The 26,083-nt window shown below is 31.7% G+C and carries 19 protein-coding genes, 4 tRNA genes and 1 riboswitch; of the genes, 14 read left to right on the top strand and 9 right to left on the bottom strand.

Annotation, left to right across the window (positions count from 1 at the left end; genetic code table 11):
- Nucleotides 1-32 precede the first annotated feature (32 nt).
- Both B3I31_RS03930 and B3I31_RS03925 read left to right on the top strand, forming a co-directional pair.
- The gene (locus B3I31_RS03930; RefSeq protein ID WP_291060588.1) at nt 33-2,105 is read left to right on the top strand and encodes a carboxy terminal-processing peptidase; all 2,073 of its coding nucleotides are present in this window, start codon (nt 33-35) and stop codon (nt 2,103-2,105) included.
- On the top strand, nt 2,105-3,217 hold the full coding sequence (locus B3I31_RS03925) for an ABC transporter permease (protein ID WP_219033706.1): 1,113 nt from the start codon (nt 2,105-2,107) through the stop codon (nt 3,215-3,217). The genes B3I31_RS03930 and B3I31_RS03925 overlap by 1 nt, the downstream gene beginning before the upstream one ends.
- A gap of 339 nt (nt 3,218-3,556) precedes the next feature.
- On the opposite strand, the gene B3I31_RS03920 is transcribed toward B3I31_RS03925, so the two are convergent.
- The 4 genes from B3I31_RS03920 to B3I31_RS03905 all read right to left on the bottom strand — a co-directional run bounded on the left by B3I31_RS03920 (nt 3,557) and on the right by B3I31_RS03905 (nt 6,735).
- Complete coding sequence (locus B3I31_RS03920) at nt 3,557-3,925, bottom strand: GxxExxY protein (protein WP_219033707.1); 369 nt, start codon at nt 3,923-3,925, stop codon at nt 3,557-3,559.
- A gap of 180 nt (nt 3,926-4,105) precedes the next feature.
- Complete coding sequence (locus B3I31_RS03915) at nt 4,106-4,489, bottom strand: HU family DNA-binding protein (RefSeq protein WP_280036721.1); 384 nt, start codon at nt 4,487-4,489, stop codon at nt 4,106-4,108.
- A 145-nt stretch (nt 4,490-4,634) separates the two neighbouring features.
- Nucleotides 4,635-5,903: a serine hydrolase domain-containing protein gene (locus B3I31_RS03910; RefSeq protein WP_291060585.1), complete on the bottom strand. Its 1,269-nt coding sequence runs from the start codon at nt 5,901-5,903 to the stop codon at nt 4,635-4,637.
- A gap of 88 nt (nt 5,904-5,991) precedes the next feature.
- The gene (locus B3I31_RS03905) at nt 5,992-6,735 is read right to left on the bottom strand and encodes a TrmH family RNA methyltransferase (RefSeq protein ID WP_115001648.1); all 744 of its coding nucleotides are present in this window, start codon (nt 6,733-6,735) and stop codon (nt 5,992-5,994) included.
- Between the two features lie 4 nt (nt 6,736-6,739).
- Here B3I31_RS03905 and B3I31_RS03900 point away from each other — a divergent pair, with 4 nt between their 5' ends.
- The 8 genes from B3I31_RS03900 (at nt 6,740) to B3I31_RS03865 (ending at nt 13,168) form a co-directional block, all read left to right on the top strand.
- On the top strand, nt 6,740-9,343 hold the full coding sequence (locus B3I31_RS03900; protein ID WP_286494748.1) for a BamA/TamA family outer membrane protein: 2,604 nt from the start codon (nt 6,740-6,742) through the stop codon (nt 9,341-9,343).
- Between the two features lie 37 nt (nt 9,344-9,380).
- Nucleotides 9,381-10,448 carry a class II fructose-bisphosphate aldolase gene (gene fbaA, locus B3I31_RS03895; protein WP_219033712.1) on the top strand — a complete coding sequence of 356 codons (1,068 nt, stop codon included), beginning with the start codon at nt 9,381-9,383 and terminating at the stop codon, nt 10,446-10,448.
- Between the two features lie 43 nt (nt 10,449-10,491).
- Complete coding sequence (accD, locus tag B3I31_RS03890; protein ID WP_115001651.1) at nt 10,492-11,340, top strand: acetyl-CoA carboxylase, carboxyltransferase subunit beta; 849 nt, start codon at nt 10,492-10,494, stop codon at nt 11,338-11,340.
- Nucleotides 11,341-11,428: 88 nt separating this feature from the next.
- Nucleotides 11,429-11,501: transfer RNA gene (locus B3I31_RS03885), tRNA-Gly, on the top strand.
- Between the two features lie 35 nt (nt 11,502-11,536).
- Nucleotides 11,537-11,620: transfer RNA gene (locus B3I31_RS03880), tRNA-Leu, on the top strand.
- A 29-nt stretch (nt 11,621-11,649) separates the two neighbouring features.
- Nucleotides 11,650-11,722 (top strand) — tRNA-Gly (locus B3I31_RS03875).
- Nucleotides 11,723-11,746: 24 nt separating this feature from the next.
- Nucleotides 11,747-11,830, top strand: a tRNA-Leu gene (locus tag B3I31_RS03870).
- A gap of 90 nt (nt 11,831-11,920) precedes the next feature.
- The gene (locus B3I31_RS03865) at nt 11,921-13,168 is read left to right on the top strand and encodes a YaiO family outer membrane beta-barrel protein (protein ID WP_291052905.1); all 1,248 of its coding nucleotides are present in this window, start codon (nt 11,921-11,923) and stop codon (nt 13,166-13,168) included.
- Here the strand turns inward: B3I31_RS03865 and B3I31_RS03860 are convergent.
- From B3I31_RS03860 to B3I31_RS03845, 4 genes are read right to left on the bottom strand one after another with little or no spacing between them, the layout of a single operon-like run.
- The gene (locus B3I31_RS03860) at nt 13,165-16,593 is read right to left on the bottom strand and encodes a sulfatase-like hydrolase/transferase (protein WP_291060583.1); all 3,429 of its coding nucleotides are present in this window, start codon (nt 16,591-16,593) and stop codon (nt 13,165-13,167) included. The two genes, B3I31_RS03865 and B3I31_RS03860, sit on opposite strands and share 4 nt — an antisense overlap.
- 2 nt (nt 16,594-16,595) lie before the next feature.
- A complete protein-coding gene (locus tag B3I31_RS03855) occupies nt 16,596-17,660 on the bottom strand; it encodes a HEAT repeat domain-containing protein (protein ID WP_291087635.1) in 1,065 nt (354 codons plus the stop codon).
- Nucleotides 17,661-17,664: 4 nt separating this feature from the next.
- Nucleotides 17,665-18,021, bottom strand: coding sequence for a response regulator transcription factor (locus tag B3I31_RS03850; protein WP_221854151.1), 357 nt, complete (start codon nt 18,019-18,021; stop codon nt 17,665-17,667).
- A gap of 11 nt (nt 18,022-18,032) precedes the next feature.
- Nucleotides 18,033-21,956: a response regulator gene (locus B3I31_RS03845; protein WP_291060581.1), complete on the bottom strand. Its 3,924-nt coding sequence runs from the start codon at nt 21,954-21,956 to the stop codon at nt 18,033-18,035.
- Nucleotides 21,957-22,102: 146 nt separating this feature from the next.
- On the opposite strand from B3I31_RS03845, the gene B3I31_RS03840 reads away from it, so the two are divergent.
- The 4 genes from B3I31_RS03840 to cobC all read left to right on the top strand — a co-directional run bounded on the left by B3I31_RS03840 (nt 22,103) and on the right by cobC (nt 25,272).
- On the top strand, nt 22,103-22,726 hold the full coding sequence (locus tag B3I31_RS03840) for a hypothetical protein (RefSeq protein ID WP_291052891.1): 624 nt from the start codon (nt 22,103-22,105) through the stop codon (nt 22,724-22,726).
- Nucleotides 22,722-22,835, top strand: a riboswitch (cobalamin riboswitch). (Overlaps the previous gene by 5 nt.)
- Before the next feature lie 102 nt (nt 22,836-22,937).
- A complete protein-coding gene (cobT, locus tag B3I31_RS03835) occupies nt 22,938-23,957 on the top strand; it encodes a nicotinate-nucleotide--dimethylbenzimidazole phosphoribosyltransferase (protein ID WP_291047138.1) in 1,020 nt (339 codons plus the stop codon).
- A complete protein-coding gene (locus B3I31_RS03830; RefSeq protein ID WP_221854148.1) occupies nt 23,951-24,727 on the top strand; it encodes an adenosylcobinamide-GDP ribazoletransferase in 777 nt (258 codons plus the stop codon). Before cobT ends, B3I31_RS03830 begins: the two co-directional genes overlap by 7 nt.
- Nucleotides 24,712-25,272 (top strand): alpha-ribazole phosphatase, encoded by a 561-nt coding sequence (gene cobC, locus B3I31_RS03825; protein ID WP_291060579.1) that lies wholly within the window; start codon nt 24,712-24,714, stop codon nt 25,270-25,272. Before B3I31_RS03830 ends, cobC begins: the two co-directional genes overlap by 16 nt.
- A 1-nt stretch (nt 25,273) precedes the next feature.
- Here cobC and B3I31_RS03820 read toward each other — a convergent pair whose 3' ends face one another.
- Nucleotides 25,274-25,990 (bottom strand): DUF2071 domain-containing protein, encoded by a 717-nt coding sequence (locus tag B3I31_RS03820; RefSeq protein WP_280036699.1) that lies wholly within the window; start codon nt 25,988-25,990, stop codon nt 25,274-25,276.
- Nucleotides 25,991-26,083: the final 93 nt, after the last annotated feature.

Raw genomic sequence — 26,083 nt, 5'->3', positions numbered from 1 at the left:
TGAGTTTGCTTGCTTTTTGCTTTTGCAAACCCATGCTAGACACAGATGAAGAAAGAGAAAAGTTAATCGTAAAAAATACACGAAACACCCTAACTTACCTACATTACAAACCTGCTACTGTAGATGATAAATTTTCGGAAAATGTTTTCAATAAATATTTAGAATACATTGATCCAAGCAAACGTTTTTTATTGCAATCTGATTATGATCTATTCAAAAAAGATTATCACAATTTAGATGATTATTACAAATCAGAAAACTTAGGTTTCTACAATTCTACTGTTGACACAATCTACAAACGTATTGCTGACGCTGAAAAATATTCGATGGATGCCTTGTCAAAACCTTTTGATTTCAATCAAAAAGAGAATTTCAACATCGATTATAAAACATCAAAATTCGCGAAAGATAAGAACGAATCAAAAGATTTGTGGCGCAAATATTTGAAATATAACGTGATGTTAGAAATCATTTCAATGCAAGACGAATTAAAAGGTCAAAAGAAAGATACATTAGACAACTCTTCTTCTATAAAACCTATAAAAGATCCTTTGGCAGATGAGAAAAAGAAAATCACAAAAGATACGCCTTTTGCAGAAGTAGAAAAGATGGCGCGTGAAGAAGTTAAAGACTTGATTTCTGACTATTTCCGTCGTATAAAACAAACAAAACGCGAGAACTATTTTTCTATTTACATGAACTCGTTCACAGAACAATACGATCCGCACACAACATACTTCTCTCCAACAAGTAAAGAGGATTTCGAATTCGAAATGTCTGGACAAATGGAAGGAATTGGAGCCAAAATACAAGACAAAAGAGGTTACGCTACAATTGCTGAATTAATTGTTGGCGGACCAGCTTGGAAGAGCAATAAATTAGAAGTTGGTGACAAGATCATTAAAGTTGCACAAGGGAAAAATGGTGAAGCTAAAAACATCGTTGGGATGATTTTAAGCGATGCTATTCGCCTAATTAAAGGGAAGAAAGGAACAGAAGTTGTCTTGACTATTCAGAAAAAAGACGGTTCTCAACAAACAATCTCTTTGATTCGTGAAGTGATTGAATCAGAGGAAGTGTTTGCTCGCTCATCTGTTATTACGGACGAGAAGGGAGATAAATACGGAATCATCTATTTACCTGAGTTCTACACTCCAATGGGAAAAGAAGGCGGACGTTATCCTTCGGATGATATCAAGAAAGAAATTGATATATTGAAGAAAGAAAACATCAAAGGTCTTGTCTTCGATGTTAGAAATAATGGAGGAGGTTCTCTTGAAGAGGTAGTTAAAATCTCTGGATTGTTCATCAATCAAGGACCAATTGTTCAGGTGAGACGTTCGGACGGAATGCTTAAAATTCACGAAGACAAAGATAATTCTATCGCATACGACGGACCTTTAGTAGTAATGGTTAACGAGCTTTCTGCATCTGCGTCAGAGATTTTTGCTGCAGCAATGCAAGACTATGGTCGCGCTGTTATCGTGGGTTCTCCGCAAACCTTTGGTAAAGGTACTGTACAAACAATCTTGCCTTTAGATCGTCAGTCGGGAAGTGATGAGTTAGGCGCTATTAAGTTAACAATACAAAAATTCTACCGAGTAAACGGAGGTTCTACACAATTGAAAGGAGTTCAATCGGACATTGCATTAGTTGATCAATTCACTTACGAAGATATCAGCGAAGCTTCTCGTTCAGAAGCCTTGAACTGGGATCAAATCAAACCATTGGTTATTGCAAAATGGCCTTCTGCTTTCGATTTAGCGAAGATTAAAACGAACAGTAAAACTCGTTTGGCAAACAATGCTCACTTAGCATTAATGAACGAAAGTTTCAAGTTCATCAAATCAATGGAAGACGTAAAAGAGATTCCTTTGAACTTAGAAGATTACAAAACGTACCGTAAAACACGCGAAGATAAAATCAAGAAATTCGAAACTTTAGACAAGTATAAAAACAATTTCAAATTTACAATGAATCAAAACGATTTAGCAACTACTAAAACAGATACTGTTCTAAAAGCTAAACGTAACAATTGGTTCAAAGGAATGCAAAAAGACTTTTATTTAAACGAAGCTGTTAACGTTTTAAGAGACATTAAATAATGGAACAAGAAAACGGTTCATTTTCTCAAATCATATTCAATAAATTAAGAAAGAACACCCTTGGTGTTCTTTCTTTTAGTGTAATAGTATTAGCTGCAATCATTTCTATTTTTGCTTATGTCTTTGCGTCCGACAAAACGGAAAATGCAAACAGACAGGACCTAACCATTGCATATTCACCTATAGGTTATCAGCAAAAAACAATCGAAATCCCTTTACCTAATTATTCAGGAAAAACGAACTTTTCTGATTTTATATTCGGGAAAGAAATCGATACCGAACAAATAAGTATTACATCTTACAAAAGAGATGGACAAAGCATTACTTATATTCCATATATAGGGAACGGACTAAGTGGTGAAGCAATAAAGATAGATTTGTTAACTTGGACAAAGCATAACATCAAAACGCAAGATATAGAGAAGGATTTTATCTATACAAAAACCTATTTACTTGGAACAGATTCTTACGGAAGAGACTTTTATTCTAGATTAATCATCGGGACAAGAATTTCTTTTCTTATCGGGTTTATCGCTGTTTTCATTTCATTAGTTGTCGGAATTTCCTTGGGCGCTCTTGCAGGTTATTACAAGGGACGAACAGATAACATTATAATGTGGTTGATAAACGTTGTGTGGTCTATCCCAACATTACTATTGGTTATTGCAATTACCTTAGCTATTGGAAAAGGATTTTGGCAGATATTTATCGCAGTTGGACTAACGATGTGGGTAGAAGTTGCACGTGTAGTTCGCGGACAATTCCTATCATACAGAGAAAAAGAATTCGTAGAAGCTGCAAAAGCTTTAGGATTTTCGGACACAAGAATTATCTTCAACCAAATATTACCTAACGTTGTTGCACCTATTATCGTTATATCTGCTGCCAATTTTGCTTCGGCAATTTTAGTAGAAAGCGGTCTTAGTTTTCTTGGAATTGGCGCACAACCTCCTACTCCGTCTTGGGGAAATATCATAAAAGAACATTATAATCATATTATTTTAGGGAAACAACATTTGGCAATTCTACCGGGATTAGCTATTATGTTATTGGTTCTTGGGTTTAATATCTTTGGGAATGTATTGCGAGATATTATGGATATTAAGCAGTAAGAAGCTTATAAAGTTTTATACTTTTCTTTTTTTAATACTTTAAAACACAAGTTATATCTTTATCTATGTCTTTATGTGGTTAATATTTTATCTTTTTTAACCACATAGAGACATAGGTTAAATATTGATAAAGATTTGAATAGACTTATAGTTTTCACAGTAACTTTACTTAAGTTAATAACTGAAAGTTTATAAATAAATCACAATTAATCAATTTCTATGTTTCTATGTGGTTAATATTTTACCAAAACAAAATTAAAAATCTATCTATTCTAATAATATAAATACATGGGTTTAATAATTTGGAAGATGAGTAAAAAACTCATTAACATACGTTTTTTATCCTTCATTAAATATGTTAAAACAATTGAAGTTGATTAGTATTCCTTTTGGACATTTCAGTAGTTTCATATAAGTTAATAATTGAGCTTCATAAGTAGGAAAAATATCTTGCACAGCTTTTAACTCAACAACTATACTATTTTCTACATAGAGATCACAACGAAAATCAAGATCAAGCAGTTTTTCTTTATAGACAACTGGAACCTTCATTTCTGTGAGAAAATTTATTTTCCTATGATTTAATTCTTCTTTTAAGCATTGATGATAAACACTTTCTAATAATCCTCTACCCATTATTTTATGAACTTCTATAGCAGAACCTATTATTTCATAAGTTAATTCATCTAAATATTTTTTAGTTTTCATAGTCTATGTTTCTATGTTGTTAATGATTATTCAATTGAGATATAAATAAACTTTTCATAAAACCTCCCTACCTTTTATATAAAACCTAAGGAGGTTTTAAACAAAACGTCAAGTGGTTTTAATGAAAACCACTTGACGTTTTTTATTTACTTCAATTAGAAGTTAGAAAAATTATCTCAACTATTTCTTTTTCTCATACTTTAAAGTAGCTAAAGTATCTCGTAAATCGAGACCAGGTCTAAAAAGTATTTTAGCACTTTTTATAGAAGCAGAATTTACTTTGTTCATTGCATCCATTCCTTCGCTACTAATACTTATTTGAAAAGAACCAAAATCTCCTAAGCGAACAATCTTTCCATCAGACAAATGTTTCGATAACATTTTAGCCAAATCAATCAATGTTGCATACACATCACTCTCACTAACAGATGAGGTTTGCGCAATTTCTTTACTCAAATTTCGAAGTGATACTTCACCATCTGCAATAGAATTTGCGTAGAACTTTTTAGGCGCCATAGGATCTCCTGGGTAAGCCTTCTGAATAACGTTGTATTTTACAGCCATAATTAAAAGTATTTATAAATTAAGAGTTAATTAACTCTAATTTAATACTTTATATTTAATTAACAAAATAAAACTATTGATTATCAATAAAATACATTATAACACAAAAATAAAAAAGGCTTCCATATATAAGGAAGCCTTGCTATTATCTTGAAACTTTGGTCGAAAGTTTTGCTGTTGTTTTTGGTACAATTGGTTGTTTATGCAACCTCATCGAATCTTTATTTGGTGCTTTTAGCGGATAAGTTCCTGTAAGTCCAGCCAATTTAAATGCACTATATATATTCTTATTCTGCTTGTTTCCTAATGCAATTACCGTAAATTGATTGTTAACATCGTGTACAAAAACTGTGTTATTCCCGTGCCACCAACCATTGTGATACAATAATTTTTTACCATTGTCATATTCTAACAAGCGCATTCCAAGCCCATAATTTTTGAAACCTTTCTGCTCGTAACTATATCCTTTGAAAGCTTCTTTCTTGATCTTCTTCGGTAAGAAATCATCCGAATACATGGAAACATCTAACTTATACAGATCTCTTGGCGTTGAGTAGATATTTTTGTCTCCATACGTGCGGTCAAAATCATCCCAAGCCCACTCGTAACCATTGTATTTGTAAGAACGAGCTACTGTATCTTTATCGCGATCATACTCAAAAACAAAGGTGTTATTCATCTCAAGAGGGTCAAAAACCATGTATTTCATTGCTTTCGGATAAGGTATTTTCATAATCTTTTCGATTACTAAAGCAAGGAAAGCGAAGTTGGTGTTCGAGTAATAAAACCCTTTGTCTGCGGGACGAATTTGTTTAACGTCAAATTCTCTAAAGATATCTAACACATCTTGATTAGAAATTGGTTTCTCGCGATCCATCATTACCTTCTTGTTATTCCACAAAACGTTGGCATAATTTGGCAAACCACTGCGGTGATTTAGCAAATTACGAACCGTGATATCGTCGTAAGGAAAACCTTCTAATATTGTATTTACTTTTTGATCTAATTTGATTTTACCTTTCTCGACCAGCTTAAGTATCGCCATAGATGTAAAAACTTTCGAGATAGATGCTATGTGAATAGGCGTTTCGGCAGTGATTGGACGCTTATGTCTTTCGTCTGCCATCCCTTGATATTGCTCTAAAAGTACTTGCCCATTCTTCACAACCAACAAACCTCCGCTCACTTTCCCGTCAACCCAAAAGTCTTTATAATAGGTGTTTAGTTTATTTCTGTAATCATTAAGTTCTGCTTGTGTGTACTTCATTGGCTTGAAATCTGCTTTCCAATCCAACGAATCATAGCGCAAAGCATGAGGATCCTTCTTTCTAACTTCTTCTTTTTGTTCGTTTTTCTTGCTACAGCTTCCCATAAACAGCATTGCAGAAGCAAGAACAACCGCTACATATTTCATGTGTTTTTTCTTAATCTTATTGTTTGTTTCTACTAAAGTATATATTTATTTGTGGAATAGTTACCCGTTTAGAAACATTAAGTTTTTTTTATGATTTGTGCGAAAGTTGAGACTTAAACTCGCCTAAGATGACACTTGTTGCAACAGCTACGTTGAGACTTTCGGTAGAACCATTTTTCCCAAAGAACGGAATACTTAGTTTATTTGTCGTTAACTTCTCGATTTCTGGAGAAATTCCATTCGCTTCGTTCCCCATTACCAAGATACCTTCTTGTGGAAGTGTTTGTTCATAAATAGATTCTCCTTCCATAAAAGTCCCGAAAATGTTTCCTTTATAGTCAGACAAGTATTTCTCCAAATCGATATAATGAACTTTCACTCGTGTAAAAGAGCCCATTGTCGACATCACAACTTTTGGGTTGTACATATCAACAGATTCTTTGGTACACAAAATATCCTCTACACCAAACCAATCAGCCAAGCGGATAATTGTTCCTAAATTACCTGGATCTCGAATATCATCCAAAGCAATACTTAAACCATTCAACTTGATGTTTTCGTTATAATTAGGTAATTCACAAAGTGCTAAACCTACATTCGGAGTAGTTAAGAAACTGATCTTTTTCAAGTCTTTTTCTTCAATAAAAGTCTTTTTGATATGTGTAGCTTCTGGCCAAAAGTCTTCAGTTATAAATAATTCTTTAATATTTATAGAACTTTTTATAACTTCCCCAATATTTTTAACACCTTCTACGACAAACAAATTATATTTTTGTCTATATTTTTTAGAACCCAGAGAAGTTATTATCTTAATAACGTTATTTGATAACATATTTATGCAAAAAAAAATTACAACAAATATAACACTTATCTCTTGTTTAGGTTTACTTTTTTATAGCTGTAGTACAACTAAAAAAGTACCTGAAGGAGAATATTTGTTTGTAAAGAACAAATTTATCTACGATAAAGAAGATCCCGATATTAAGAAGAAAAAAACTATAATCAACAAAGATTTAAGTGATTATGTGAAACAAAAACCAGCTGGTAAGTTCCTTGGTTTTTTCCCTCTTTGGCAATGGGTTTATAATTGGTCTCCTGCAAAATTTGATGAAACTTTTCAGGAATATTATCGACAAGATGCTTCGGTTCGTAACCAAAAATTATTGGACAGTTTACTAACGAAGAATAATCTTAGCGAATATGTTGGGCACAGTTTATGGAAAGAACGTCTTTATTATAGTCAAGGTGAGGCTCCAGTTTTGTTGGATGAACAACAATCAGAATTTTCGGCAAAGAACTTAAATAGATTATTTCATGACAAAGGTTATTTCGATTCGAAAGTAGCTGTTTCCTATAATAAAGATTCTGTTGCGAAAAAAGCAGAAACTATTTATGATATTAAGTTAGGGGAACCTTCTTATATCGAAACATATGATCAAAAAATATCTGATCAAAAAATAGAAGAATATCTTAATTCTTCTATTGGAAAACAAACTGTTTTGCATGCTGGAGATCAATATAATTTTGACAAATTTGAGGAAGAACGCGATCGTATCATCGATTTGTTAAAGAATAGAGGTTACTATGATTTTAATGATTCGGGCGAAGATTTATATTTTGAAGCGGATACATTAAAAAGTAACAAACGCCTTGATGTAACGATGTTTATTGATAAATATATTCAAGATTCTTTGAAAACGGATAGTATTACACCTTTTACGCAATACCGTTTTGGGAAGATAAATATTTATGCAGATTCTCGCAGTTTTGTTGATGATGAAAGTAAATTAATCAAAGAAGAATATAAAGATTATAACGTTTTATATACAAAAGAACCAGAATATCGACCAAAATATTTTACAGATGCATTTGTAATTCGTCCTGGTCAACTATATCGTCAACGACAAGAAATTCAGACAAAACGTAATATTTTCAAGAAAGAAAACATTAACTTACATGGATTCAGAATTAATAAACAAGATTCTATCCTAAATGTAGACGTTTTCTTTACACCAAAAAAGAAATATGACTTGAATCTCTTTGTCGAAAGTTATGCTTCTCGCTATATGAACTTTGCAATTTCTCCCGGAATGACTTTAACTTCGAGAAATCTATTTGGAGGAGGAGAAAATTTAGAAACAACTTTGAAAGGAACTTTAGGTTCTGTCAACAAAGATTTCTCAATGAATAAAGCATTCTTAAATGCTTACGAAATCGCTATCGAAACAAAGTTGAAATTTCCTTATTTATTAACACCAATTAATCTTGATAATATTTTACCAAAACGTTTTACTGCCGAATCTGCTATTCGAATGAATGCAAGTACGCAGAAAAATGTAGGTTTAGACAAAACGACTTATGGTTTTGGTTTTGATATGGATATTTCGAGTTCGGAGTTTCAACACAAAGTTTCTTTGTTTAACACAGAATTTATTAGTAACCGAAAAAAAGATCGCTATTATGAAGTGTTTACAAAAGATAATAATACAAAAAACGAAGTAAAAGATTTATACTACGCATACAATCCTAATGCACCAATTTATCTAACGGACGATGAATTAACAGACGCAATCGAGGCTGACAAAGGATTCCAAAGTTCATTAACTGGAGAAAACGCAAAGTTGTATGTTGATTTTGAGAATATGTTATATAGAAAAGCTAATATTTCCCAAAATGTATTAATCAACTCTTTTATCTATCAATTTACATTTAATCAAGAAAATTCATTTCGACCAAAAAGTAATCCTTGGTTTATTCAAGCGAGAATTGAATTAGCCGGAAATGTATTAAGAGGTTTAGACAAAGCTTTTGGCTTTAATAAAGCTGAACCTGATCGAGACGGAAATCAAGCAGGTTTGATCTTTGGAATTCCTTATTCTCAATTCGTAAAATTTGATGTGGATGTTAGACGAAAATTCAAATTAAATTCAAATTCTAGCGTAGCGGGACGTTTCTTATTCGGAATCATTCAACCATATGGAAACTCAGATGTTGCACCCTTCGTAAGAAGTTATTCGGCTGGAGGAGCAAATGATGTTCGTGGTTGGGCACCGTTAACTTTAGGTCCTGGAAGTAAACCACGTATCGATTCTAAAAATCAAAGTTTAGAATTTGAAAGCATGAAATTGTTATTCAATGCTGAATATCGCTTCAATCTTTTTGGAAGTTTGGAAGGTGCATATTTTCTTGATGCTGGTAATATTTGGGGTGTTAATAAAAATCGTCCAGAAACATTATTTAAGTTCAAAGATTTTTACAAAGAATTCGGAATTGGTTCTGGATTAGGTTTCCGTTATCACATTGGTACGTTTGCAATTGTAAGATTTGATTTAGGTTACAAAATTTATGACCCTTCTTACGAATTGGGTGATCGCTGGCAATTTGACAATTTTAATTTGCTTAAACCAAGAATCCACTTCGGAATTAATTATCCTTTCTAAAAAAACATCTATATTTGTTTCACAAAATACTAACATAATGAGCAGAAAATTTCCTGCCGGTGTTGCTACCGGTTCATTAGTTCAAGACATTATCAATGATGCAAAAGCAAATCAATACGCTTTACCAGCGTGTAATGTCATCGGTTCAGATACTATTAACGCTGCAATGGAAGCTGCAGTTGAAGTAAACTCTCCGGTTATTATTCAATTTTCTAACGGAGGTGCTGCTTTTAATGCCGGAAAAGGATTAAAAGGAGAAAATCAACTTTCTGCTATCAAAGGTGCTATTGCGGGAGCAAAACATATTCACACTTTAGCTGAGTCTTACGGAGCTACTGTAATTTTACATACAGACCACTGTGCAAAAAAATTATTGCCTTGGATTGATGGAATTATGGACGCTAACGAAGAACATTTTAATAAATTCGGAAAGACTTTATTTAGTTCTCACATGTTAGATTTATCTGAAGAGCCTTTAGAAGAAAACGTAGAAAAGTGCAAAAGATACTTAGAAAGAATGTCTAAAGTTGGAATGACTTTGGAGATGGAATTAGGTATTACAGGTGGAGAAGAAGATGGTGTTGACAATTCTAATGTTGACAATTCTTTATTATACACTCAACCAGAAGAAGTTGCTTACGTTTACGAAAACTTAAAATCTATTTCTGATAATTTCTGGATTGCAGCAGCATTTGGTAATGTACACGGTGTTTACAAACCAGGAAATGTTGTATTGACTCCAAAAATTTTAGATAACTCTCAAAAATACATCAACGAAAAGTATGGTGTAGACAACGCTGTAAACTTCGTATTCCACGGAGGTTCTGGTTCTACGTTAGAAGAAATTAGAGAAGCAATTAGCTACGGAGTTATCAAAATGAACATTGATACAGATTTACAATATGCATTTATGGAAGGAATTCGTAAATATTTTGACGAAAATGCAGCTTATTTACAAGGACAAATTGGAAATCCTGAAGGTCCAGAATCTCCTAACAAAAAATATTATGATCCACGCGTGTGGTTAAGAGCTGGAGAAGTTACTTTCAAAGACAGATTAATTCAAGCTTTTCACGATTTAAATAATGTTAATACTTTAGGATAATCTTTTCACTAAGATTATTCTTACCCAAATAAAAACAGAGAATATGCCTTGGTTTATTAGAAGCAAGAAAAATATTACAACGCCTACAGAGTCTAAAAAAGACGTTAAAAAAGGCTTATGGTACAAAACACCATCAGGAAAAATTATTGAAACTGAAGAACTAAAAGCAAATGCGTATGTAAGTCCAGAGGATGATCATCACGTACAAATTGGTTCTCAAGAATACTTCGATATCTTATTTGATGATAGTAAATTCACAGAATTAGATACAAAAGTAGAAAGTAAAGACCCATTAAATTGGACAGATACAAAACCTTATAAAGATCGTTTAAAAGAGATTAAAAAGAAAACGGGAATGACAGATTCTATTCGCAATGCGACTGGAAAAATTCATGGACGTGACATTACAATTTCTTGTATGGACTTCAAATTTATTGGAGGTTCTTTAGGATCTGTAATGGGAGAAAAAATTGCACGTGCAATTGATTATTCTATCAAAAACAAAACTCCATTCGTAATTATTACACAATCTGGTGGTGCACGTATGATGGAAGCTGCAATTTCGTTGATGCAATTAGCTAAAGTAGAAGCTAAATTAATTCAATTAGCAGATAACAACATTCCTTATATTACAATCTTAACAAATCCATCTTTTGGAGGAATTACAGCTTCTTTCGGATCAATTGGTGACGTTATCATGGCAGAGCCAGGAGCATTAATTGGATTCGCTGGACCACGTGTTATCAAAGAAACTATTGGTAGAGATTTACCAGAAGGATTCCAAACTTCTGAATTTTTATTAGAAAAAGGCTTCGTTGATATGATCGTTCATCGTAAAAAGATGAAAGATAAAATAAAAGAAGTAGCTGATATGTTAATGCCTATCAACTAATTAAAATAAGTGCAAATATATTTTTAAAATTTTATTCAAATTTGATTTGGATTATTAGAAATTGATTTTATATATTTGCACTCCAATCGCGAGAATAGCTCAGCTGGTAGAGCGCAACCTTGCCAAGGTTGAGGTCGCGGGTTCGAGCCCCGTTTCCCGCTCTTTGAAATATAAAAATTCATAAAAATCAAATTTTGCCTTGGTGGTGGAATTGGTAGACACGCAGGACTTAAAATCCTGTGTCCATTAGGACGTGCGGGTTCAAGTCCCGCCTGAGGTACTTTTTAATTTGATTTTTACAATTTACACGCGGGAATAGCTCAATTGGTAGAGCGTCAGCCTTCCAAGCTGAATGTTGCGGGTTCGAGTCCCGTTTCCCGCTCTAACTTCTTTCTTAGAAGTGGATGCCTTGGTGGTGGAATTGGTAGACACGCAGGACTTAAAATCCTGTGTCCATTAGGACGTGCGGGTTCAAGTCCCGCCTGAGGTACAATAAAGCTCAAGAATTTATTTTCTTGAGCTTTTTTTATGCTCTAAATAATTATATCTTTATCCTCATAATAAAGTACGTTTTTATCACATGATTCAAAAATCATTTCTAAGAAAGACACTCTTTACTCTTACCTTTTTACCTTTATTTTCGTATAGTCAAGAATCGAAAAGTTCGGATGATTTATTTCAAGAAGCACGTCACAAAGCTTTCGAAGAAAAAGATTATGCAACTGCCAAGAAACTTGCATTACAAGCTTTAGATCAATCTCCGGAATATACAGATATCGCTGTTTTTTTGGGACGAATATATACATGGAATGATGAAACCGAAGAAGCGAGAAAAGTTTTTCAGAATGTTGAAAAAAACATGGATCCTTCTACCGATTTTTATTTAGCTTACACGTCACTTGAATATTGGAATGATAATTATACAGAAGCCGTTTCTATCATTGATCGTGGATTAATTAAATATCCTAAAAATGAAGAATTATTGTTGTTAAAAGCTAAAGTTCTTAATTCAAACAATGCTTATGAAGAAGCTTCGAAAACAATCAAAGAATTATTAGCAATTAACCCTAAAAATACGGAAGCGCGCGAATTAGCAAATCGAATCGAAATAAATAATACTAAAAATGCGATTAGTGTAAATTATAATTACTCACATTTTGACAAGCAATTTGCAGATGATTGGCATCAAGTTTCGGTTAGTTATAAAAGACAAACTTCACTTGGTTCGTTGATTTTTAAAGTAAATTACGCAAACAAATTTAAAGATAACGGAGTTCAATACGAAGTAGAAGCTTATCCAAGACTTTCTAAGACATTTTATATGTATGTTGGCGGTGGATATTCGGATAGTGATGGAATTTTTCCTAAATATCGCACAGGAGCCTCTCTTTACGCTAATTTACCTAAAAGTTTCGAAGCTGAATTAGGTTATCGTCAACTTCATTTTTCGGATGATGTTTGGATGTTCACAGGATCTATCGGTAAATATTATAAAAATTATTGGTTCAATTTACGTGCATTTGTAACGCCAAGCAACAACAATATTTCGCATTCGTATACATTCACAACTCGTTATTATACTGGCGATGCAAACAATTATTTAAGCTTAGCTATTGGTACAGGAATTTCACCAGAAGATTTTAACAACAATCTTTTAGAAGATACAACTTACAAACTGAAGTCCTTCAAAATTGGAGCAGATTATAATTTTTCGATCAATGAATTAAACTTAATTTCAATTGGTGCGAATTATTACAATCAAGAATATCGTCCAAATCAAAAAGGAAATCAATTTGATGTAAGCGTTTCGTACAGCCGAAAATTCTAATTGATATAACGGTTAAATATAGAATCAGGAACCATTTTTTGAGTATTTTTCAAAGAATGGTTTTTTGTTTTAAAGCTTTTCAATCGATTTTTCAACTCTGTTTCCATCTTCGAATTTTGTTCAACATCTTCTGTTAAATTCTTTTCAATTCGATATAACTTCCCTCCTGACAAATGATAATTTTGAAAAACATAATCGTCTAAAATATTTTTATTCTGCATTAACGGAACACCTTGTTTTCTGTAATTCACTTTACCGTTTTCTAAATTCTGTCCCATCCAAGTCACATAATTCGGTAATTTCAGTTTATACGAATCTCTAAAATATGTCACAAAAGTTGGTGCAATATCAAAATGCGTCACAATATTTGACATCTTTTTCGGTGACTTTAACAAAGGAGAATAGACAATAATCGGAACATGAAAACGATCAATCTTTGTTTCCATCGGAACTTCTGGCATTCGATGATCTCCAGTAATCACAAAAATAGTTTGATTAAAATCTGAACGTTTTTGATAAGCTTCGAAAAAGTTTTTTACAGCTTCATCAACACTCAAAAAAGTCACCAATTGTTGTTTATATTTTTTTACTGTCGTCAAAGTTGTCGCATCATAATTTCGAGATTTAATCAAAGTTTCAAACTGTTTATTATATTTCTCAACATTGTTTATTAAGAAAGGACTATGCGTCGCTAACGTCATCAAAACATTAAAGTATGGTTGATTATTTTCTTTTTGCGTTGCTAAATATTTTTTAAACACTGAATGATCGTCAAATCCCCAAGAGAATCCATTATTCGACGGAATTTTTGCATAATTATTTTCGTAATCATTTTCATCAATAATTGTTTCAACCCCCGAATAATTCAAGTATTTTGACATAAAATCGAAATCAGCATCGCCACCGTAAAAATAACCAGTTTTATAACCATTATTTTTTAACAAATTATACAAATTGAAATGTTGAGGTAAGTTTTTTTGTTCCATAAAACCATTTTCAGAAAACGGCAAAGAACCAGTCAATCCAGGTAAAACTCCATATGTTCTTCCAGTCGTACTTAATCCATTTTCCCAATACAAACTCTTTTTTGAAAGCTGATCGATATATGGTGTAAAAGAACCTAAATATGCTCTATCGTTACTAAAAGCTCGTCCCAAACCTTCAATCACAATAAAAACAACATTCGGTTTTTCTGTTGTTAGATTAAATTGATCCGCGAAGAAATTTTTATTCTCATCTTGATACAAAAATGGATAATTAGTTTTATCAAAATAATGTAGATTATCTTCTTTATTTGAACTCGAATTTGAATTTAAAAAGTCAATTTCCGAAAGTTTATCTTCTGCATATTGTTCAATCGAATTTGAAAAAAAATAAGAGGATTTACTCAAAATTAAATTAGATGAAAACTCATCATTTTGAGTACTTTTTAAATACAAATTAATTGGAATAATAAGCGATAAAAAACTCAAAATTATTAATGGTAATTGAAGAATTTTTTGATTGATTTTTAATCGATAACTGTAAATAAATATCGTTGTTAAAATAGCAATTACAGCAATTGATAAAAGAATGTTTGTAACATTTACAACACCTGACGCACCAATAATTAATTTCAATTCTTCTAACGTATAAGAAAAAAAATCTGAACCTAATAAATTGAGTGTTGTTTGAAAATATTTAATCAATAAAATATTCGAAATAATTAAAAAAGAATACGTAAAAATGATCCATTTTTTTGCCCAACTTATCGAATAAAATTGCAATAAAAAATATTTAAAACTTACCACAAAAATACTATCTAAAGCAAAATCGATATTATGTACGAATAAGTCAAAAAATAAAGTTTGATTAGAAGTTGTTGAGAGATTTTCTTGATAAAGATAAAATTCAAGAATTGATGACAATCCAAAAAGCAACAAATAAACCAACGAAATAAACGTAGTTTGCTGAACTAGATTCATGAATCCAAGTCTCATTTTTTGCCAAATAGACAATTCTTTCGCTTGATTTCCTCCAAAACCTTGTCGCGTCATTTCTCCCCACGAATTATTTTTGAGAAAGAAATCCTTCACCCCTTTCACGCCTGCCATCACAACAAACGGATGAAATGTAAACGGCTCTATAAACGCCGTAAAAAATAATTTCGGAATATCCCCTTTTTTGTGATAAACATTGTACGTCATCAAATCAATCAGAATAGCATAAATCGAATATAAAATTCCATAAAGCAATACAAAAGCCATCAAAGGAAAGAAAATATGCCAATTAATAAATCCTAAAAAGAATAAAACTACGAAAATGATCCAACCAATATATTCGATAATCGGTCCTAAAAATTCGAAGAAAAACCAATACGGATAACTCATCATTCCAAGTTTTCCATATTTCGGATTGAAAAATAAAATACGATGCTTCCACAATGTTTCTATCGTTCCACGCATCCAACGATTACGCTGTTTGGTTAAAATTTCTTTATTTTCTGGTACTTCTGTCCAACAAAGCGGATCGGGAATATTTACTACTTTATAGGCCAATTTTTGCTCGTGCATATAACGTCGCATTCGCACAACAAGCTCCATATCTTCACCAACTGTATCGTGATCGTAACCGCCACACTGGAGTACAATTTCACGATCAAAAGCACCAAAAGCACCCGAAATCAGCATCAAACCATTGGCGCGCGACCACGCCATTCTTCCCAAAAGAAATGCACGAATATATTCTAACGCTTGTGCTCTTCCTAAACGAGTTTTAGGCAAATTAACATCGACAATTTTTCCGTCAACAATGGTACAATTATTCGCCAAACGAATTACGCCTCCACATGCAATTACTTTTGCTTTTGCTTCATCCATAAAAGGTTTCGCAAGCTTCAGAATCGCATCTTGTTCTAAAATACAATCGACATCAATACAAACAATATAATCGTTTGTTGCAATATTAATTCCGACATTTAACGCATCCGATTTTCCTCCATTTACTTTGTCAACAATAATTAATTTTTTGAAAACTGGATTGGTACTTTTATAAATTGCATTAATTGGTTTCGTTTCGATGTTTCCTTCAACGAAATAATCAATTTTAATCAAATCATACGCTTCAATTAATCGTTGCAACGAATCATCTTTGGAACCATCATTTACAATAATAATTTCGAGCTGATTGTAATACAACGACAACAACGAACGCACATTCTCCACAATCGTTGCACCTTCGTTATAAGCGGGCGCAATAAGGCTAAAAGTAGGCGCATTTGGCGATGTTGCAATAAGCGAATAATCCGTAAAACTGTTTTTTCGGATATACATTTTTATCGCTCCTTTTGCATAAAAACCTATCCATCCGTAGACTAAAATTAATAGGATTGAATAAAAAAGGAAGCCGTAAATAAAAAAATCGAAAGCCGTTTCTAGCCAATTCATGATTAGTTTTCTTGGATAATTTGATTAATAATTTGTTTTAATTCAGGAGAGTTTGATTGGTGTGCAAGTTTTTGTAAATCGGTTTTTGAACAACAATTATTTAAGGCTTTTACACTTGCTTTTTTGACAGAAAATGAAGGATTTTCCTTTGCTTGAGTTTCTAAGAATGTGTTATTTTCTGGATTTGAGATTTTTTCTAAAGCTTTTAAAATTTGAATTTGAAACTTTTCGTTACACGTTTCATATTGCTCAATCAATAGCTTTGAGGTTGAGTCATCTTCGATTCTGACTAATGTTTTAATCGTTTCTTCCACAACTTTTTCATCAGAATCGTGCAAATTATCTGCAACCAAATCGTGCATTTGCATCAATTGAAACTTGCGAATTAATTTCATTGTTAGAATTTTCACACTTTGATTAGGTGATTTTAACCAATTTGAAATTATCTTATCAACCTCATCAAGATTTGGTAAAATTGTAATTGCATCCAACAATTTCAACTGTTGCCAATCCGTCAATTGCTCTTGTAAATTATCCAAAAAATATAAACCTTCGAAACCAGCAAATTTCGTTAAACCATATTGCGCTTCAGATCGTACTAAATCATTTTTATGTTGTAACATACTTTTGATTTTTGGTAAAGTTTCAACATGATTCATCGTCGTAACTTCTTGTATTGCCTCGGCTATTTCATGATTTTTTTGACTATTTAATTTCTGTAAGGATATTTTTTTTAATTCATAATGGTCAAATAAATTTTGAATACTTTCTTTTGAATTTCCAGAAAAATTTTGTTCCGCTTTTAGTAATTTTTTAATAAAATAATGTTTGAATGAACTTGATTTCAAATAATCATTAAAGTCAGTATTCGAATTGGATTGATCATCCAAAATTGTTTCATAAATTTCTTTATCAATAATCGCATTCCACTTATTTTTCTTTGTAATGATTTTATATTCAATTATACTTGTCAATAACGTATAAATAATTGTCAAAAAAAGTAAAATAAGTAGAATATAAATTCCTACGATTAACTCGGTATAGGTTATAATTTGTAGGATAATCATGCTTTTATTTTAATAATTTCTTCACGCGAACAGACAATTCAATAGGGCTAAATGGTTTCACCATAAAATCATTTGCACCCAAATTAAATGCTTCCACCACTACATCTTCTTGCCCTAAAGAAGACAAAATAATCATTGGTGTTTCGGAATTTTTACTTTTTCTAACAGCACTAATAATCTCCAAACCAGACGCAAAAGGCATCATAATATCTGTAATAATCAAATCAATATCTTCATTCTCAATCTTACTGATTGCTTCTTTTCCATTTCGTGTTAAAACAACTTTGTAACCTTCTTTTTTCAGTTTGTGTTCAATTGTTTTTAAAATCAATTCATCGTCTTCGGCAATTAAAATCTGCATAATATTGGTTTTTAAATATTTTTTAAATAGTTAATAACTAATTCTATTTCGGTTTTTACTTTAATAATCAGCTGGTTTTCTTGTAGGTAATTGATCGAAGTTGATTTTTCTATTTGTTCGGTTAAATCAGCCAAAATTGTAAGTCCTGCAGTTTTTGCTGTTCCTTTTACTTTATGACCTAATTGATTTAATCCTTCTAAATTTTGTTTGTTGAAATAAGTTTCAAATTCTTGTACAGATTTTTCTAACTCATTAATAATTATTTCTATAAACATTTTTCTAAACGATTCGTCGTCTTTCGTATAATTATTTATCATAGAAAGATCAAGGTGATTTCCAAAATCGTTGGTTTCATTCTTTTCTTTTTTAGAAAAATCTAACCATTTTTCTAGGACATCAAAAATATCTTTTTCTCGAATTGGTTTTGCTAAGAAATCATTCAATCCAGCATCAAGACATTTTTCCTTTTCGCCTTTTACATTTCCCGCTGTCACTGCTATAATCGGAGTTTCTTGAAAATTATTTAACAAACGAATAACCCTAGTTGCTTCAATCCCATTCATTTCTGGCATTTGAATATCCATCAAGATTAAATCGATCTTATTTTCTTGACAAATTGATACGGCTTCCGCTCCATTCGCAGCTGTATACAAAATAGAATTTGGTGCAATATTTTTGATAATTTGCTGATTCAGAGCCATATTTACTAAATTATCATCTGCAATTAAAATGTGAAATTGTTTCGAAAAATCTTGCGAAATTTCTTCTTGATTTTCAATTTCTATGGTTTGAATTTCTTTCGAATCAATAATTGTTTTACGCAACGTATCAAACAATTCTTCCGACTTAATTGGTTTCAATAAACGCGAAGTAATTCCTAATTCTTTTGCTTTCTGAATTAGATATTCATCCTCAGAAGAACTATGCAATAACACTAAAGGAGTTTTTGTATCCTTTGTTACGAAATACTCTTTTATTTTCTGAATTGTTTCCAAACCATTCAAAACCGGCATATGATAATCCATCAAAATAACATCGTAAACATCGCCATTCAAAACTTTCTGTAGCGCTTCCATTCCATTATTTGCAATATCAGATGTTATATTTTTGAACTGTAACATATGTTGCAAAATCATTTGATTACTTTGATTATCATCTACAATCAACACATGATTTATTTCTTCCAAATGATCAAATTGTTGCTCAATATTATATTCGTAATCAACTTCTAAATCAAAGAAAAATGTAGAACCTTTATCTATTTCGCTTTGCAATTCTAGATGGCTTCCGAAATAATTTAGCAACTTATTCGAAATTGTTAAACCTAAACCAGTTCCTCCGAAACGTTTACTAACAGTACTATCCTCTTGAGTAAATGCATCAAAAATCTTGACTTGTTTTTCTGGTTTTATACCAATTCCTGTATCACGAACAGAGAATCTCAATTTTGCTTTTTCTCCTTTCACAATTGGTTCAACTTGACTAATTTTTAGTTCTATTTCTCCACTATCCGTAAATTTCACAGCGTTTCCAAGTAGATTAATTAGCACTTGTTTCAATCGAGCTTCATCAATCCAAATAAATTGAGGTAAATTATTATCTATATTCAACAATAATTCTATTTTTTTGTTTTCGGCTTGATAAAGAATCACATTGATTACTTGATTTCCTAACTCGAACAAATTATTTTTTTCTATCGAAACATCCATTCGACCCGATTCAATTTTAGAAAAATCTAAAATATCATTTATTATTGACAACAATGAATTTGCAGAATCATTAATAAAATTCAAATATTGTTTTTGAGTCGGATTAAGTGGCGTTTTCAACAATAAATCAGAGAAACCAATCACACCATTTAAAGGTGTTCGAATCTCGTGACTCATATTTGCTAAAAACTCAGACTTTGCCTTACTAGCGATATCCGCATTCTTTTTGGCTTTTTTAAGTTCTTTATTTTTCTTGACAGATTCTGTTATATTTTGCGAAAACATAATCAGACCACCAATCTGTTTTTTGTTGATATACCACGGATGAATCGCCCACGAATAGTGTTGATCTGTATCATATTTTGGTGTACGATAAATCATATCTTCATTCGAATAATTTTCGCCTTGCAAACAAGCTTCATAAATCGCTTTTCTTTCTGCTGGAACATTGTACATTTCGTAATGAGATTTTCCGATCACATTTTTCTTTTTTATCACAAATTCATCACACCATTGATTACTCAAAGTCAGATAATTCATATCCTTATCAAACATTGCAACAGATGCAGGTACATGATTAATAAATGTTTCGAAAATAGCTTTTTGTCGAGCCAACTCTAACGTATAACGTTTTCTCTCATCAATATCCTGAAAAATTCCAAAAACGCTAACACATTCTCCATTTACAAATTCTGGAATTCCTTTACATCTTACCCAAATTGTTTTTCCTTTTTGGGTAACAATCTGCAACTCCATATCATATCCGATTCCTTTTTCTACCGCATCTTTAAAAGCTTTCTTTATTTTTGGATAACTACTTTTTGCTTCATAAAAATTGAGTGCAGTTTCTACATTTGGTTCATAATCTGGTTCAACTTCATGGATCTTTTTCGTTATATCAGCCCAAATTAATTTTTGCTTAACTAAATCATATTTCCAACCTCCAACATTCGCAACTTCGTACGTATGATCTAGTAACTGACGAACACGATTAAGATCTCTTTCCAACAACGTCCTTTGTGTCATATCCACAGCAGTACTCATTACAACAGGATTTCCTTCGTTATCTTTGTCCAAAATATTACTGTATAACCAATATGTTAGTGAACCATCTTTCTTAATCAAGCTCATCAAACCAGAATCTTGCTTTTTACTCAAAATCGTTTCTATATAGGTTTGATATTCTTTTTGATTAGATTTTGGAATTATTTTTTTCAGATTCAAATCTTTTGCCTCATTTTCTGAATAGCCCATAGATTCTAATCCTTTCTTATTTATCGACAAAATATTTCCATCTAAATCATGAATTGTCATTAAACCAAGCGAAGAATTGAAGAAGTTTCTAAACTTACGTTCACTGTTTTCTAATTCTACTTTTTTCGAATTTTCAAGCGTAATATCTCGACCAAAGAAGAAGATTTCGTTGTCAATTTTTAAGTTTGATCTTGTATACCATTCCACTAACTTCTCTTCTTGAGATTCGGGAGAATACATCAAACATTTGAAATTGATTGAATCTGTATTATTTTTAAGATTTGATAAATACGTATTAACTTTCTTTTTATCTTTTTCCGAAACAAAATCTAAAAAATTTTCTGTAATAATTGTCTTTTTATCTTTTATTCCTAAAACCTCTTTAAAAGCAGGATTTATAGATTTTAGAACACCATTAATATCGGCAACTCCAATCAGGTTATTCGATATTTTATAGATATTTTGAAAGTAAGAAGCGTCTTTTTTTCGCTTTTTACTAACCAATAATTTGGTAATATTTTTCCCAAGTTGAATCAATAAATTGCGTTGTTTTTCGTCCAACGTTCTTGGATAATGATCGTTTACACATAATGTCCCCAACACATTTCCATTGTCATCAATCAACGGAACACCAGCATAAAACTGAATATTTGCAGCTTTTACTCCAGCAATATTTTTTGCAGGTTCAAATTTCGTCACATCATCAATCACCAAAATTTCTTCTTCCATTAAAGAAAATTGACAAATAGTTTGTTGACGTGGAACAATATCTACCTCGATTCCGCAATTGGCTTTAATCACTTGATAGTTTTCATCAAAAATAGAAACTAACGCAATTGGCGCATTACAAATCAAACTCGCAGCATTTGCAAAAACCTCTAATTCTTCGTCTTTATCATGTTCTTGTAAATTATAATCGTAAACCGCTTGCAATCTTTGCTTTTCGTTCGTTGGGATGGGAAAATTTTTCATTAAAAATTGATCTTATTTAATAGGAAAGTAGAGGTGGTTAAAGATATTACATAAATCCAAATATTCTAAATCAATTATTTCTAAAAATAAAACCAACCTTTTTATTCATAAAATCATCTCTATTATAAATCTAAACTTTAAAAAATATGAAAATCACAATTCCAATTCCTTGCAAAGAGAAATTAACAAACGAAAATTTCTATGCAAAATGTCAACATAAAATCACTGACTTTTCTAATTTGACAAATGACGAAATTTCGAATGAATTTCAGAAAAGCAACGTTCATTGTGGTATTTTTCATCCAAGTCAATTAGGTCAAAATCTTTTTAAGAAAACGATTTCTAATGTCATGATTTTTTCTGCTTTTGGGTTATTAAATTCATGTACAAATGGACAGGATAAACCAAATTGTACAGAACCTTTAGTTGCAAAAAATGATTCGATTCAAAAAGAAAAAATAAAATTCAAAATAAAAGTTAATTTTGGAAATTCTAACTTAGAAATCAAAACATATCGTTTGTTAATTAATGATGAATTAGTAGAAAGTAAATTAAACGTTGGCGAGGAATATACAATACAATTTGAGACTTTAAAAAATACTGAACTTAACCTAAGATTAGCTTCAAATGAAATAAATTCAGAAGTTTATAAATCTTATTCATTTAAAAATTTTCCGAATAAAGTTAATTTAAACACTTCTGATTTTGAAGAGCAAGTCGTTTTGATGGGAGATATAGTGATTGATGAAAATTTTGTCCCAGAAAAATAATTTATTACCTTGCTTGCACAAAAGGGAATCGAGTGCAAATCTCGAGCTGTCGCGCAACTGTAAGTAGAGAAAAACTATAAGCCAGACCACTTTTTAGATGATGCTTTCGCGATTGAAGCTCAATCAAAACTACATATATTTTTATTATTTGTTGAATTGATTGCACTTGATTTCGAAAGCATTTTTTTATTAAAATTTAGTTTAGTATAAAATGCAAAAAGAAGAAATTCAACACATTATTGATCTTAAAACAAAACCGCTTGGAGCTTTAGGTTTATTAGAAAAAATCGCACTTAAAATTGGTTTGGTTCAGCAAAAAAATCATTTAGAATTAATAAAACCTCATCTAATCGTTTTCGCAAGCGATCACGGAATTGCACAATCTGGTGTTAGTGCGTATCCAGCAGAAGTTACGCCTCAAATGGTTTTAAATTTCCTAAATAATGGAGCAGCTATTAATGTTTTTTGTAATCAAAATGAGATTAATTTAACGATTGTTGACGCTGGTGTAAATTATGATTTCGAGGATTATTCGGTTTTGAAAAATTGTAAAGTAGCCAAATCAACCAAAAATTTCTTGCACGAACCTGCAATGACCTTAGATCAATTGGAACAATGTTTTGATTATTCGAAGACAATTGTGAACGAAATCGCTCAAAATGGAACAAATATTATTGGTTTTGGCGAAATGGGAATTGGGAACACTTCTTCTGCATCGATGCTTGTACACTATTTAACCGATTTACCGCTTGAACAATGTGTAGGACGTGGAACAGGTTTGAATGATGAGCAATTACAAAATAAAATCAATATTCTAAATGAAGCGAAGAATACACATGGGAAAATTACTGATCCAAAAGAAATTTTAGCCACTTTTGGAGGTTTTGAAGTTGCTCAAATGACAGCTGCAATGTTATCTGCTTATGAACATAATATGTTGTTGATGATTGATGGATATATTGCTTCGTCTGCGATTTTGGTTGCGTCTAAATTAAATCCAGAAATTTTAAACAATACAATTTTCTGTCATCAAAGTGATGAATCTGGACATCAATATTTATTAAATTATTTCAACGAAGAACCAATTCTGAACATCAATTTGCGAGTTGGTGAAGGAACGGGGTGTGCGTTGGCTTATCCAATTATCAAAAGTGCGGTAAATTTCTACAATGATATGGCGAGTTTCGACTCTGCAGGCGTGAGTAACAAAGAAACTAAAGTGAAATGCTAAAAAAAGAAATCACTTATTTTTTAACCGCATTGATGTTTTTTACGCGAATTCCGATTCCGTTCAAAATTCCATATAGCAACGAAATCATGAATCAATCACAGAAATACTATGCAGCGATTGGTTTATTGGTTGGCGCTTTTAATGCATTGATTTATATGATTTGTCAATTTATTTTACCTATTGATATCGCCATTATTATCACAATGATTACAAGCGTTTTGTTGACTGGAGCCTTTCACGAAGATGGTTTCACCGATGTTTGCGATAGTTTTGGAGGTGGTTATGGCAAAGAAAAAATCTTGACAATTATGAAAGATAGCCGAATTGGAGCTTATGGTGTAATTGGTGTTATCTTATTGTTGTTATTGAAATTCACATCACTTCAACATATTGCAGAAAATAATTTTTGGTTGATAATTTTCAGCTTGATTGCAGCACATTCGGTTAGTCGCTTTTTTTCTGGAATGATGATTTATACACACGAATATGTGACAGATATCGACAAAAGTAAATCAAAACCGATGGCAAATAAAGCACTTCCAATAAAAAATCTTATCATTAGTTTTCTTTTCTGTCTTGTGCCTTTTATTGTTTTTGGCGAATGGAAATTCTTGTTGATATTACCACTTTGTTACATAGGAAAAGTTTATTTGGGCTGGTATTTCAAAAAATATATTGGTGGATATACAGGCGATTGCTTGGGAACTGTGCAACAAGTTACCGAAGTTTTGTTTTATCTTGGCGTTTTAATTCTATGCAAGTTTCTGTAATTCGACATACAAAAGTTAATGTTCCTTCATCGGTTTGTTACGGACAAACTGATGTGGAATTAGCTGATACTTTTCATCAAGAAGTAGTACAAATTCATACTAAGATCGAAAAAGACTTTGAAATAATTTTTTCAAGTCCACTGAGTCGCTGTCAACGATTAGCAGAAACTTTCTCGAATGAAATTATTTTTGATGAACGATTAAAAGAATTCAATTTTGGAGATTGGGAAATGAAATCGTGGAACGAAATTCCTTCGGAAGAAATAGAACCTTGGTACGCCGATTTTGTCGAAACTAAAACACCAAACGGCGAATCAATGCAAGATATTTCTACGCGACTTTTTGATTTTATGGACGAGTTACGAAATGCTCAACACGAAAAAGTGCTGATTGTTGCACATGGTGGAATCATCCGTTTGATGTGGTGTTATTTGTTGCAAATACCAATCAAAAATGCATTCAAAATACCTATAAATTATGGTGAAATGTTTCAGTTTAATTTAGGAAAAACAAATGAGGAAGATTTTATTTTGAGCAAAGAATAAACTACAAACATTTTATCTTTTCTAACGACTTCCATTCATGTTCGATATTGGTCATCAGAATTGCGTTATCAAACTGAACAGAACCTTTTAGAAAGATTGTTTCATTTTCAAAAAAACTTGATTTCACATGTAAAACTTCCAAAGGTTCTACTCCCCAATTATAGGTTTCGAGTTTTAGACCTTCAAAATTATTTCCATTTGGAGAATAACCGACAGAACCATTCTCGAAGAATTTTGAAACTTCATTCAACGTTTCGAAAATCGAATTCGAATTAAATTCAACAGATTTTTTTGCATCAATTTCAATTCGTGTATCGTCAGAACTCGTGAAATCTAAATGATAATTATCGTTTTCTTCTATAACATTAAACTTCGCAAAATAATGTTTCCCAGGAAAAACTCGACCACCAACAAGCGTATTCAATTTTAGAGAAGTATCTCTCATCGGGATATATACACCTTCTTTTGTCACACCATTTTCTTCCCATTCAACCGCGATTCGATGCGCTGCATTTTCAGAATTCACTCCTACAAAATCAGGTAAACCTTTTGGTTTTATATCTTTTAATCGAATCAAACAGATTCCAGCAATTGCTTTTCCTTTGTACAATTTTGGACGAAAAGGTTGAGGTAAAATCGTCTCAATATAGTGTGATTCTACACAAAAATTGATTAACATTCTACGTTCTATAATACCATAAATTGTAGGGATTTTCATAATTTATTCTTTGTAAGTTGTTTCTTGTATTTTCCAATAATTCAACGTCAAATTATCACTATATTTTAAATAAAACCGGTAGTGCATTTGTAT

This window comes from Empedobacter sp. UBA3475 (genome assembly GCF_002378465.1).
In the GTDB taxonomy this organism is placed as follows: Bacteria; Bacteroidota; Bacteroidia; order Flavobacteriales; family Weeksellaceae; genus Empedobacter; species Empedobacter falsenii_B.
Note: the sequence above shows the minus strand (reverse complement) of the source record. Positions and strands in the feature narration are given on the sequence as shown.